The 12,393-nt window shown below is 45.0% G+C and carries 18 protein-coding genes; 17 read left to right on the forward strand and 1 reads right to left on the reverse strand.

Annotation, left to right across the window (positions count from 1 at the left end; all coding sequences use genetic code 11):
- Positions 1 to 25 precede the first annotated feature (25 nt).
- From HDC33_RS12840 to HDC33_RS12915, 16 genes are all read left to right on the forward strand, one after another.
- Entirely contained in the window at positions 26 to 679 is a 654-nt protein-coding gene (locus tag HDC33_RS12840) for an adenylate kinase (RefSeq protein ID WP_179392977.1), read from the forward strand.
- A gap of 400 nt (positions 680 to 1,079) precedes the next feature.
- A complete protein-coding gene (gene infA, locus HDC33_RS12845) occupies positions 1,080 to 1,298 on the forward strand; it encodes a translation initiation factor IF-1 (RefSeq protein WP_067204804.1) in 219 nt (72 codons plus the stop codon).
- A 38-nt stretch (positions 1,299 to 1,336) separates the two neighbouring features.
- Positions 1,337 to 1,450, forward strand: coding sequence for a 50S ribosomal protein L36 (gene rpmJ, locus HDC33_RS12850; protein WP_084212378.1), 114 nt, complete (start codon positions 1,337 to 1,339; stop codon positions 1,448 to 1,450).
- A gap of 24 nt (positions 1,451 to 1,474) precedes the next feature.
- Positions 1,475 to 1,840: a 30S ribosomal protein S13 gene (rpsM, locus tag HDC33_RS12855; protein ID WP_179392978.1), complete on the forward strand. Its 366-nt coding sequence runs from the start codon at positions 1,475 to 1,477 to the stop codon at positions 1,838 to 1,840.
- 25 nt (positions 1,841 to 1,865) lie between these two features.
- The gene (gene rpsK / locus HDC33_RS12860; RefSeq protein WP_179392979.1) at positions 1,866 to 2,255 is read left to right on the forward strand and encodes a 30S ribosomal protein S11; all 390 of its coding nucleotides are present in this window, start codon (positions 1,866 to 1,868) and stop codon (positions 2,253 to 2,255) included.
- A gap of 134 nt (positions 2,256 to 2,389) precedes the next feature.
- Entirely contained in the window at positions 2,390 to 3,334 is a 945-nt protein-coding gene (locus tag HDC33_RS12865) for a DNA-directed RNA polymerase subunit alpha (RefSeq protein WP_179392980.1), read from the forward strand.
- Between the two features lie 32 nt (positions 3,335 to 3,366).
- Positions 3,367 to 3,747, forward strand: coding sequence for a 50S ribosomal protein L17 (rplQ, locus tag HDC33_RS12870; protein ID WP_179392981.1), 381 nt, complete (start codon positions 3,367 to 3,369; stop codon positions 3,745 to 3,747).
- A 346-nt stretch (positions 3,748 to 4,093) separates the two neighbouring features.
- Complete coding sequence (locus HDC33_RS12875; protein WP_179392982.1) at positions 4,094 to 4,942, forward strand: energy-coupling factor ABC transporter ATP-binding protein; 849 nt, start codon at positions 4,094 to 4,096, stop codon at positions 4,940 to 4,942.
- A complete protein-coding gene (locus HDC33_RS12880) occupies positions 4,918 to 5,787 on the forward strand; it encodes an energy-coupling factor ABC transporter ATP-binding protein (protein WP_179392983.1) in 870 nt (289 codons plus the stop codon). The genes HDC33_RS12875 and HDC33_RS12880 overlap by 25 nt, the downstream gene beginning before the upstream one ends.
- On the forward strand, positions 5,787 to 6,584 hold the full coding sequence (locus HDC33_RS12885) for an energy-coupling factor transporter transmembrane component T family protein (RefSeq protein ID WP_179392984.1): 798 nt from the start codon (positions 5,787 to 5,789) through the stop codon (positions 6,582 to 6,584). The genes HDC33_RS12880 and HDC33_RS12885 overlap by 1 nt, the downstream gene beginning before the upstream one ends.
- Positions 6,585 to 6,596: 12 nt before the next feature.
- Positions 6,597 to 7,343, forward strand: coding sequence for a tRNA pseudouridine(38-40) synthase TruA (gene truA / locus HDC33_RS12890; protein WP_179392985.1), 747 nt, complete (start codon positions 6,597 to 6,599; stop codon positions 7,341 to 7,343).
- Positions 7,344 to 7,512: 169 nt separating this feature from the next.
- Positions 7,513 to 7,950, forward strand: a complete 438-nt coding sequence (gene rplM / locus HDC33_RS12895) for a 50S ribosomal protein L13 (RefSeq protein WP_179392986.1) — start codon at positions 7,513 to 7,515, stop codon at positions 7,948 to 7,950.
- A gap of 19 nt (positions 7,951 to 7,969) precedes the next feature.
- Positions 7,970 to 8,362: a 30S ribosomal protein S9 gene (gene rpsI, locus HDC33_RS12900; RefSeq protein ID WP_179392987.1), complete on the forward strand. Its 393-nt coding sequence runs from the start codon at positions 7,970 to 7,972 to the stop codon at positions 8,360 to 8,362.
- 89 nt (positions 8,363 to 8,451) lie between these two features.
- Positions 8,452 to 8,748 carry a rhodanese-like domain-containing protein gene (locus HDC33_RS12905; RefSeq protein ID WP_179392988.1) on the forward strand — a complete coding sequence of 99 codons (297 nt, stop codon included), beginning with the start codon at positions 8,452 to 8,454 and terminating at the stop codon, positions 8,746 to 8,748.
- Between the two features lie 257 nt (positions 8,749 to 9,005).
- Positions 9,006 to 9,722 (forward strand): N-acetylmuramoyl-L-alanine amidase, encoded by a 717-nt coding sequence (locus HDC33_RS12910; RefSeq protein ID WP_179392989.1) that lies wholly within the window; start codon positions 9,006 to 9,008, stop codon positions 9,720 to 9,722.
- A gap of 80 nt (positions 9,723 to 9,802) precedes the next feature.
- Entirely contained in the window at positions 9,803 to 10,858 is a 1,056-nt protein-coding gene (locus tag HDC33_RS12915) for an Mrp/NBP35 family ATP-binding protein (RefSeq protein ID WP_370457476.1), read from the forward strand.
- Between the two features lie 22 nt (positions 10,859 to 10,880).
- Here the strand turns inward: HDC33_RS12915 and gerD are convergent, their stop codons facing one another.
- A complete protein-coding gene (gerD, locus tag HDC33_RS12920) occupies positions 10,881 to 11,492 on the reverse strand; it encodes a spore germination lipoprotein GerD (protein ID WP_179392991.1) in 612 nt (203 codons plus the stop codon).
- Between the two features lie 142 nt (positions 11,493 to 11,634).
- Between gerD and HDC33_RS12925 the strand changes: the two genes are divergently transcribed.
- Complete coding sequence (locus tag HDC33_RS12925; RefSeq protein WP_179392992.1) at positions 11,635 to 12,315, forward strand: KinB-signaling pathway activation protein; 681 nt, start codon at positions 11,635 to 11,637, stop codon at positions 12,313 to 12,315.
- Positions 12,316 to 12,393 lie beyond the last annotated feature (78 nt).

The raw sequence follows: 12,393 nt of genomic DNA on the forward strand, positions 1-12,393 counted from the left end.
GAATATGAATGGGAGTGCAATACGTATGAATATCGTATTAATGGGTCTGCCAGGGGCCGGTAAAGGTACACAGGCAGACAGAATTGTCGAAAAGTACGGAACCCCTCATATTTCTACAGGCGATATGTTCCGTGCTGCTATTCAAGAAGGCACGGAACTTGGAGTCAAAGCGAAATCGTTCATGGATCAGGGGGCACTTGTCCCTGATGAAGTGACAATCGGAATTGTTCGTGAAAGATTAAGCAAATCCGATTGCGATAATGGATTCCTCCTCGATGGTTTCCCTCGTACTGTTCCACAAGCTGAAGCACTTGATCGGCTTTTGGCGGACATGGGACGGAAAATTGAGCATGTCATCAATATCCAGGTCGAGAAGGAAGAACTTATCGCGAGGCTGACAGGCCGCCGCATCTGTAAAGTTTGCGGAACATCGTATCATTTGCTTTTCAACCCTCCACAGGTTGAAGGTGTATGTGATAAGGATGGCGGAGAACTTTATCAGCGAGCCGATGACAATCCGGAAACTGTCACGAACCGTCTGGAAGTAAATATGAACCAAACGGCACCACTCTTGGCGTTTTACGATTCCAAAGAGGTGTTGGTGAATATCGATGGGCAACAAGACATCAAAGACGTTTTCAAGGACCTGGACGCTGTACTTTTAGAGAGCGTACAGTAATCCTTTTCGTACTAAGATAATATACGCAGAAATTGGGTAGTATAGTATTGATGACGGAAAGAACGTTTCAACGGGTTGCAAAAGCATATGATGCCCGGTATAACAACTAGTTGGATTTTAGCAGATGCATTTTATCGCTTAGGCGAGTATAATGGATTTCGTGAAAAGAACTGTATAATGCAACTGGGAACTCATCCACGGCATTCTGGACAGTCGTGTCCATTTCGACGCGATTTTCCATAAGAAGAAGTCGAGGACGGACTTAAGGGAAACGGAATGTGACTGACCTCTTTCGAACATCACTCTTGCAATCCGGACATATGTTGAAGGAAGCTTTAAAGGCGACTGATGCCGCTCGATGGTGAGAACCTTTATTGGATATAGAAGGGAGACAGGATTGATGGCGAAAGATGATGTAATTGAAGTTGAAGGAACCGTACTCGAAACGTTGCCGAATGCGATGTTCAAAGTAGAGCTGGAAAACGGCCATACGATTCTTGCGCATGTATCTGGCAAAATCCGTATGCACTTTATCCGCATCCTGCCTGGCGACAAAGTGACAATGGAACTCTCGCCTTATGATTTAACACGTGGTCGAATCACATACCGTTTCAAATAGACTTTTGTACTCCGGAATACTGAAGGAGGTTGGGTAAGATGAAAGTAAGGCCATCTGTAAAACCGATCTGCGAAAAATGTAAAATTATTCGCAGACGCGGCCGAGTAATGGTAATCTGTGAAAATCCTAAACATAAACAAAGACAAGGCTAATTCTGAAGGAGGTGCACAATATATATGGCACGTATTGCTGGAGTAGACGTTCCGCGCGATAAGCGCGTTGTCATTTCATTAACTTACATTTTCGGAATCGGAAAAACAACTGCTCAGAAAGTATTGGCAGCAGCTGGAGTATCTGAAGACGCGCGCGTTCGTGATCTTACTGACGCTGAGCTTGATAAAATCCGTGAACAAATGGACAATCTTAAAGTTGAAGGTGATCTTCGACGTGAAACTTCCCTAAACATCAAACGTTTGATGGAAATCGGTAGCTTCCGTGGAATCCGTCATCGTCGTGGCTTGCCTGTTCGTGGTCAAAACACGAAAAACAATGCCCGTACTCGTAAAGGTCCTAAACGGACAGTAGCGAACAAGAAAAAATAATAGGTAAAGGAGGTATCTTCTTAACATGGCACGTAAACAACAAACTCGTAAACGTCGTGTAAAAAAGAATATTGAATCCGGGATTGCACATATCCGTTCGACGTTCAATAATACAATTGTTACAATCACTGATATGCAAGGGAACGCACTATCTTGGTCAAGTGCAGGTGCACTAGGCTTCAAAGGATCCCGTAAATCAACGCCATTCGCTGCACAGATGGCTGCGGAAGCAGCAGCAAAAACATCTATGGAGCACGGTCTGAAAACGTTGGAAGTAACTGTTAAAGGTCCAGGAGCTGGACGTGAAGCAGCTATTCGTTCACTACAGGCTGCAGGTCTTGAAGTTACTGCAATCAGAGATGTTACACCGGTTCCACATAACGGATGCCGCCCGCCAAAACGCCGTCGTGTATAATGGCTTTTACTCCATTTGATTGAGAAACACAATTTTTGTCAACAATGATTGTGCGATTGCAATTTGCCGTCTATGAAAATCGATTTCAATATGGAACGGCCTATACATCTGACGTTTTGAAGGAGGGTAAATGAATGATCGAGATTGAGAAACCAAAGATTGAAACAGTTATGATTGGCGAAGACATCAAGTTCGGTAAATTTATCATCGAACCGCTTGAGCGTGGATACGGTAACACATTAGGGAATTCCCTGCGCCGCATCCTACTATCCTCACTGCCGGGGGCTGCTGTTACATCTATTCAGATTGATGGCGTGCTTCATGAGTTCTCAACAATTGAAGGTGTCGTCGAAGACGTCGCATCAGTTATTTTGAACGTGAAGAAACTGGCTCTCAAAATCTATTCAGATGAAGAGAAAGTGATTGAGATAGACGTGAAAGGCGAAGGAGTCGTCACAGCTGCGGACATTACACATGATAGTGACGTAGAAGTGTTGAATCCGGAACTTCCTATCGCGACTCTTGGTAAAAACGGACACTTGCGCATGCGTATGTATGCAGTACGTGGACGGGGTTATGCACCTTCTGATCAAAACAAACGTGAGGATCTCGCAATTGGCGTTATTCCAATCGACTCTATTTACACTCCAGTTTCACGCGTTAACTTCCAGGTGGAGAACACTCGGGTTGGTCAAATGGCGAACTACGATAAGTTGACACTTGATGTTTGGACAGATGGCAGCATCGGTCCAAAAGAAGCTGTTTCACTCGGGGCGAAAATCCTGACGGAGCATCTGAATATATTTGTCGGTATGACAGATGAAGCACAAACTGCAGAAATCATGGTAGAAAAAGAGGAAGATCAGAAAGAAAAAGTGCTCGAGATGACGATTGAGGAACTTGACCTTTCAGTTAGATCTTACAACTGCCTAAAACGTGCAGGCATCAATACAGTTCTTGAACTTGCTACCAAGTCAGAGGATGAAATGATGAAAGTACGGAATCTTGGACGTAAATCACTTGAAGAAGTGAAAGCGAAATTGGACGAGCTTAACCTAGAGTTACGCATGGAAGATTGAGCGAATTTATAGATTGAAGGAGGGAAACTTCTATGGGATACAGAAAACTTGGACGTACAAGTTCACAACGTAAAGCGATGCTTCGCGATCTAGCGACAGACCTTATCGTACATGAACGTATTCAAACGACAGAAGCTCGTGCGAAAGAATTGCGTTCAGTCGTTGAGAAAATGATTACCCTTGGAAAACGTGGAGACTTGCATGCACGTCGTCAAGTTGCACAATTCATCCGTCGTGAACTTGTTACAATGACAGATGATGAAGGCAATGAGACAGAAATCTTCGCAATCCAAAAACTTTTTGATAATGTTGCTCCACGTTACGCAGAGCGTCAAGGTGGATATACACGTATTATGAAAATGGGACCTCGTCGCGGCGACGGAGCACCTGTCGTTGTAATCGAACTCGTTTAATTTTTTCTACGGGCGTTCAAACGCCTGCTGGATAAAATAAATTCTTCAAAGGGTGTGTCTGGTATGCCCAGAGCCGCACCCTTTTTTTCAAAATTTATACGACACATTTAAAAGCTGAGTGTTACGATCGACGGTCATGCCGTCCGGTCTAGCTCTACGCACCTCATCCGCGGTACCGGATTGAGCACCTGGCACCAGTCATAGATATGAGCGCATTTCTTCGGATGAGGTGCGCGCTTTTTTTTATCCAAAAATAATTGTCTAAATTGTTCAGTAGGATTTCCAGTCAATCAATAGGGATTCTTTGTACTATACATAATGTGAATGTAGCCGGGGGTGGTAGGCGATGAGGGAAATTCTATCGATGGATAATGTGTCCTATTCTTACCGTGATGAGGACGAGAAAGAACCGAAGAAAGCGGTCGATGGTGTGTCGTTTACGGTACGGGAAGATGAATGGATAGCGATTGTCGGTCATAATGGGTCGGGAAAGTCGACGCTGGCGAAATTGATGATTGGACTTTTGTTCCCGGATGAAGGGGACGTAAATTTGTTCATTGAAAAGATGACCGAAGACAATATGTGGGAGATTCGATCGCAGATGGGCTTCGTTTTTCAAAACCCTGACAATCAGTTTGTCGGTTCTACAGTCCAAGATGATGTTGCATTTGCATTGGAGAATAACGGTGTCCCTTTTGAAGAAATGGTGACCCGGGTCCGTGAAGCACTTGCTCAGGTGAATATGGGCGATTTCCTTGATCATGAGCCGCACCATCTTTCAGGCGGGCAGAAGCAACGCGTGGCAATAGCAGGAGCACTCGCTTTACATCCGAGGCTTCTTATTATGGACGAGGCGACATCGATGCTTGATCCGCAGGGACGCAACGAAGTGATTCGCCTGGTTGAAGAATTAAAGCGCAAAACTGGACTCACAGTCATTTCCATTACACACGACTTGGAAGAGGCACTGCTGGCAGATCGCATTATTGTCATGAATAAGGGTAAGGTATTGACGGTTGGCAGTCCGGATCAGATATTTGCCCGCGGGAAAGAGCTTGAAGAAATAGGCTTGGACCTGCCATTCGCTTTGAGAGTATCCGGTTTGTTGCGGGAACTTGGAATGGATCTTGACGGGGAGCATATGACGGAAGAAGAGTTGGTGAATGAATTATGGACATCTCACTTCAGCAAGTAGGATATTTATACGGGAAAGACACTCCTTTTGAAAAACGGGCGTTGCGAGATGTGGATGCAACAATCCCTTCCGGCTCTTATTCAGCGATTATCGGGCATACCGGGTCGGGTAAATCGACACTTCTTATGCACTTGAATGGATTGTTGAAACCTTCGGAAGGGGTAGTGAAAATCGGGGGGACGACGATTACTGCAGGAACGAAAGCAAAAGGTCTGAAAGATGTCCGAAGGCATGTAGGAATCGTTTTTCAGTTTCCGGAACATCAGCTTTTTGAGGAAACGGTTGAAAAAGATATCATGTTCGGGCCGATGAATTTCGGGGTGCCTGAAGAAGAAGCAAGAAAACGGGCGCATGAATTGATAAAATTGCTTGGTTTGCCGGCAGAAGTCGCACAGCAGTCCCCATTCGATCTATCCGGGGGACAGATGCGTCGGGTTGCGATTGCAGGAGTCTTGGCATTTAAACCATCCGTGCTGGTGCTGGACGAGCCTACCGCAGGGCTTGATCCACGGGGACGACATGAAATTATGGAGCTGTTCAAACGACTTCATGTAGAAGAACAGCTGACGACAATCCTTGTTACTCATAGCATGGAAGACGCTGCACGTTATGCTGATCATATTATTGTTATGCATAATGGAAGTTCGGTCATGTCCGGACCACCTGAAAAGGTGTTCGGGGATGATGAGAGGCTGTCTTCCTACCGACTCGGTTTACCACGTTCTGTGAAATTCCAGCGTGACATAGAGAAGTTGATCGGACGCTCCTTGAGTGGTCTGGCTTTGACAGAAGAACAGCTGGCAAAGGCGATAGCATCCGCCGCTGCGGAAGCAGGTGGTCGGTAATGCTGGAAAAAATGATTTTTGGTCGCTATATCCCGGGCAATTCATTTGTTCACAAGCTTGATCCGCGTGCGAAATTGTCGTTTGTCTTCTTTTTCATAATCGGTGTATTCTTGGCGAATAATACAGTGACCTATGCAGTTTTGCTTGGCTTTACGCTTATTGTCATTTTCAGCTCGAGGATCCGACTATATTTTCTTCTCAATGGATTGAAGCCGATTCTTTTCCTAATTGTCTTCACATTGCTCATGCATATCTTTTTTACGAAAGAGGGAGCGCTGCTCGTTGATTGGAAGTTCATCAAGATTTATGAAGAAGGGCTACGACAAGGAATCTTCATATCAATCCGTTTTCTTGTGCTTGTGATGTTGACGTCGATACTGACGCTGACAACTTCGCCAATATCAATCACGGATGGGATGGAGGATTTGCTCGGTCCGTTCAAGCGGTTCAAATTGCCGGTACATGAGCTGGCGTTGATGATGTCAATTTCTTTGCGTTTTATCCCAACATTGATGGATGAGACAGATAAGATACTGAAAGCGCAACTGGCAAGGGGATCGGACATCAGTACTGGCTCAGTCAAACAACGGATTCGCGCGGTCATTCCTTTGCTCGTTCCTCTCTTTGTGAGTGCGTTCAAGCGGGCGGAAGACCTGGCAGTCGCCATGGAGGTCCGTGGATACCGTGGAGGCGCTGGGAGGACGAGATACAGGCAGCTGAGGTGGCACTGGCGTGATACGATGATTCAGGCATTGCTCGCTGTCCTCATTGTCGTCCTCTTCCTGTTGAGGGGATAGGGGGTGATATGTATGCAGCGTATCAAAGCGGTAGTTACATATGACGGCACTCTTTTTTCAGGGTATCAGATACAGCCGGGTATGCGGACAGTGCAATTGGAAATTGATAAAGCCTTGGTGAAAATGCATAAGGATAAGGAAATCTTCTCCGTGGCAAGCGGTAGGACCGATTCCGGCGTCCACGCAACCGGGCAAGTCATTCATTTCGATACACCGCTGACATTGCCGATGGAGCGGTGGAAGCTGGCATTGAACGTCCTGCTGCCTACGGATATCCGAATCGTGAATGTTGAAGACGTCGGGGAAGACTTTCATGCCCGTTATTCTGCGACAGGCAAGACGTACGAGTACAAGTGGTCTTATAGTGAAGTGCATAGTCCGTTTGAGCGTAACTTCTCCGTTCATCTAGGCAGATCCGCCCCTGATATTGAAGCGATGAGAGAAGCGGCGGAACATTTAATCGGGACCCATGATTTCACAAGTTTCTGTTCATCCAAAACCGCTACGACAAATAAAGTCAGAACGGTGAGACAGCTGGCAATTGAAAAACAAGGTGATTATCTCGTCATGACGATTGAAGGAAACGGCTTTTTATATAATATGGTCCGTAGTATTGCAGGTATGCTTCTTGTGGTGGGGAACGGCTGGAAAACTCCGGGGGAGGTCAAGCAAATACTCGAATCCCGCAGTCGGAAAGCGAACGTCAAAACCGCGCCGGCACACGGTTTGTATTTGAAAAAAGTGAGCTATGGAGACTAAGGCAACTTTTCCTAGTGTTTATAGAAAAACCGCTTGACTTATTGTGGAATTCGGTATAAGATGAGTAATGGTATTTCTAATAACCCCACAAATAAGCCCCGGAAGGTATACTTGTGTTTAGGGATAGAGAAAACGGAACTAATAGAGATTCATTTAGGAGGATAAAAACATGCGTACAACATTCATGGCTAAAGGTCACGAAGTAGAGCGTAAATGGCTCGTTGTCGACGCTGAAGGACAGACGCTTGGTCGTCTTGCTTCTGAAGTTGCATCACTTTTGCGCGGCAAACATAAACCTACGTTCACACCACACGTTGATACAGGTGATCACGTAATCATCATCAACGCTGAGAAAATTCATCTTACAGGTAACAAATTGAAAGACAAGATTTACTACCGTCACTCAGGTTACACGGGCAGCATGAAACAACGTACGGCGCTTGAAATGCGTACGAACTACCCTACAAAAATGCTTGAACTTGCAATTAAAGGAATGCTTCCAAAAGGTCCTTTAGGCCGTCAAACATACAGAAAACTTAACGTTTATGCTGGACCGGATCACCCGCACGAAGCACAAAAACCAGAAGTATTCGAACTTCGCGGTTAATTAAGAGGAGGAAACAACCTTGGCACAAGTACAATATCTCGGCACTGGCCGTCGTAAAAGCTCAGTAGCTCGTGTACGTCTCGTTCCTGGAGAAGGCAATATTGTCATCAACAAACGTGATGTAGAAGACTACGTACCATTCGCGACACTTCGCGAAATCATCAAACAACCACTCGTTGCTACAGAAACTCTTGGTAGCTACGATATCCATGTAAACGTCGATGGCGGTGGATACACTGGACAAGCAGGAGCAATCCGTCACGGAGTTGCACGTGCTCTACTTCAAGTAGACCCTGACTTCCGTCCAGTGCTTAAATCAGCAGGACTTCTTACACGTGATGCAAGAATGAAAGAACGTAAAAAACCAGGTCTTAAAGGCGCACGTCGTGCACCACAGTTCTCAAAACGTTAATTTTCATTTTCGAAAAGCCCTTTTCCATTCGTGGAAAAGGGCTTTTCTGTGTTAAAGTATAGACATAGAAAAACTAAGGGGGATTCGGCATGAAAGAAATTACAACAACTGAAGTGCAGGAACTGTTAGGGAATGGTAAGCAGCTTAATCTTATCGATGTGCGTGAAGCGGATGAGGTTGCGGAAGGAATCATCCCAGGAGCGATTCACATCCCTTTAGGGGACGTACCGGTGCGTATGAACGAGCTTGATGAGTCGAAGCCGTATATACTCATTTGTCGTTCCGGCGGCCGTAGCGGACGCGCAGCGGAGTTCCTCGGTGATGAAGGCTATGACGTGACGAACATGGTAGGCGGCATGTTGGCATGGGAAGGCGCAACTGAATAATTATTGTTGGAGAGGGACCTTTCGGGGTTCCTTTTTTTATTTGTTGGATGTTATTCCGTCTCGTTGTAGTGTTGCTTACTTCAGGTGAAATGTTGTTTCTACTTTTAAAAAGCGTAATCTAACTGCGAGAAAACATTGCAAACATGAGGAAAACATTGGTTCGTTCCAACAATGCCTCTCCGCCTTTTTTCTCTTCGTCAAGTGGGACATATCCGCCGCCGATTCTGCGTATAGTGAAGGAAAAAGGCGGTGTCCGTATGAAACGGTGGCTTGTAGTCTGTTTACTTTTTGTGTGTTCCCTCGGAATTATCATGTACGGCGTCAAAGCTTCATCAGATCGGAATTTTTTCATGCCGGCGGAGCTTGGTGGTGTGAAAATCCTTATCGACCCGGGACACGGAGGGTTGGACGGAGGGGCTTCGTTCAACGAGGTTGTAGAACGTGATATCACGCTTAATATTTCACATGAACTGAAGAATCGTCTTGAAAAAAAAGGTGCGACGGTCATCATGACGCGGATGAAAGATGGAGATGCGCTGGCTGAACATGCACCTGAGGAACAATTCGGAACTATACGGCAACGCAAATTGGCGGATTTGAAGTTAAGGGAAAATATCGCCATCAAAGAAAAGCCTGATATGTTCATCAGCGTTCATGTCAATTCAATACCACAGGAAAAATGGCGCGGTTCCCAAGTGTTCTATCACCCTGGAGGGGACCCCAATGGCGAGTTTTTGGCAAAATCGATTCAAGAATCTTTCAAAACAAATTTGAAAAACACGGATAGGGTGGCAATGGCGATTAAAGGCGTCTATTTGCTGAAAAAGGTACCGACTCCCGCGGTTCTCGTTGAAACAGGTTTCATTTCAAACAATGAGGAACGTGCCCTTTTGACGGATTCTTCTTATCAGAAAAAAGTTGCTGATGCAATTATGGATGGGATCATCGATTTTCATACGACGGAAGAAAAATGAGCTGTTTGCAAACCTTGAAAACAACTCACTATGGTATACTTGGAGGCGAATGAATAAACCTCCAAGGGGTGTTTGCATTGATGAATGAAGAAACAGTAAGCGAATTGTTGGGACAGTTGAAAGACCCGTTTTTACATAAAACACTTGCGGAGACAAGTGGAATAATAGGGGTGACGATTAAACCTGAGAAAAAACATGTGAGTGTGAAACTGGCCATTGCTAAAATTAATACAGCTGAACAGATGGCGCTTCAAACCCAAGTTGTCGATGCCTTAAAAGGAGCGGGAGCCGATTCTGTCGGAATCCGTTTCGAAGAATTGTCTGCGGAGGTGCTTGAACAGTTTCGCGGAAAAGTGACGGAATCGGAAGCACAAGACCTTTTGTCACCGCTGAACGACGTTGAATTCATTTCAATTGCATCCGGAAAAGGGGGCGTCGGTAAATCGACTGTTTCGGTTAACCTTGCTGTAGCGCTTGCTCGTCTTGGTAAAAAAGTCGGTTTAATCGATGCGGATATTTATGGATTCAGCGTGCCGGACATGATGGGGGTAACGGAGCTGCCGGTCGTACGCGGTAACCGAATCGTACCTGTTGAGCGTCTTGGCGTAAAAGTCATTTCGATGGGCTTTTTTGTTGAAGATAACGCACCTGTTGTATGGCGCGGTCCGATGCTTGGAAAAGCGCTTGACCAATTCTTCCGTGACGTTGAATGGGGAGACCTTGATTACCTATTCCTTGACTTGCCGCCTGGAACCGGTGATGTTGCACTCGACATCCATCAGATGATACCGACATCCAAAGAAATTGTTGTTACGACTCCGCATCCGACAGCTGCATTTGTAGCGGCACGTGCCGGTGCGATGGCACTTCAAACAGACCATGAACTGCTGGGTGTTATTGAAAATATGGCATGGTTCGAATCGGAAACTTCAGGTAAACGCGAATTCGTATTCGGCCAAGGCGGCGGTGTGAAACTGGCTGAAGAACTACGGACAGAGTTGCTTGGGCAAATTCCACTTGGCCAGCCAGATTGGGATGAAGATGATTTTGCGCCTTCTGTCTACGCGGAGGATCATCCAATCGGTCAAATCTACATGGATATTGCAAGAAGTATCAGTGAAAAAACAACTAAATGATGGAATAGTGAAGCGGAGAAGGCTATTTGCCTCCTCCGCCACTTTTACTTTCTTCCTTCTTTGCGCCCCCTCCTTCACCACCACCACTACCACCGCTTTCCCCTTCTTTCGGTTCACCCGCTTTAAGGATAAGTTCCTGCCATTTCGTTTGTAGTAATGGGCTGTTTATTGTCTCTTCCACAACTTTTTCAAGATGTTTTTTCATATTCGCCGATTGTGTGACAGTTTCCATTTGTTTTAACATGTCGGGCTGAGAGAAAAACTCTTCCAATTGTTTTTGGAACGATGAATCATCCATAAGTTGTTTCATGATATCTTGCTGCTGTTCCTTCATACTTTTTGCAACACTTTCAGTGAATTTTGGATCATCGAACGTTTTCTTCCAGAAATCTTCTCCTTTTTTGGAGAAAAGGGTGTCTTCAATGGATTTCTTTACTTCAGGCTGTTCTAGGATAAGCAGCTCCTTGAATTCCGGATCCGAAAACATTTGCCGCACCGCTTTTTTTCCATCCTCCGTCTGAAGCGCATCAGTCATCATCTTTTTCATCTCGTCGTACGTCGGGGCTGCCTGCTGCATACCGCAACCAGTAAGCAGAAAGGCTGAAAACAGTAACAGGACAATTCTTTTTTTCATGGAAATCAAATTCCCTTCCACAAGCATTTTCATTTATTGTTCACAATACGACCAGGAATATGCATTAATCGTTTAATGAAATAGATTTTTCGTTAAAACGTTGTTACACTATTGGAAGCATAAAAAACGGAGGATCAATATCGTGACAATACGAAATTGGATAAAATTCTTTTTCACAGCATTACTAATTGGAGGATTCGTTACGGCGGTTGTAGGATTAATCGTCCGCTGGGAGTTCTTTTCTCAATATTTATCGAACGGTGAATACGGACAGTTCATAGGCGTGTTTCTATGGATGATATTTCTTGGATTCACAATGAGTGTCGTCGCACAAATGGGCTTTTTTGCTTATTTGACGGTCCATCAATTCGGCGTGAATATCTTTAAGACGCTTACTTTATGGAATTGGGTGCAACTTTTGATCATCGCCATTGTTCTATTTGATCTTATCTTCTTCAGATTCCAATTGACTTCTGGTGAAACGGGACGCACATTGTTATATCTTGGTTTATTAGCGACTCTGGTCGGTGTTTCCGCCGTAACCGCCTATTTCAAAGCGAAATGGACTAAGAAACATACTTTAATTTCAGCGCTGTTCTTCATGATTGTCATTACGACACTTGAATGGTTGCCGGCATTGATGGTACGTTCAGGCAATATCGACACATGGGTGACAATTTTGTTATTCCCGCTTCTCGCTGTGAATGCCTATCAAATTTTGGCGCTTCCGAAGTTCAATAAACAATCCGATGAGGATAAAGTAAAGTTGGAGGAACGTAGAAAGGCTCGCAGAAAATCAGCGAATGTTTCCAAAGCGAAATAGAAAACAGCATCGAATACCATTAAACGGGTATTCGGTGCTGTTTTTTGAATGAAGGGAATTATATAGTTTGACAGGTAA

It is taken from the genome of Sporosarcina sp. JAI121 (genome assembly GCF_013408665.1).
Classification (GTDB): domain Bacteria; phylum Bacillota; class Bacilli; order Bacillales_A; family Planococcaceae; genus Sporosarcina.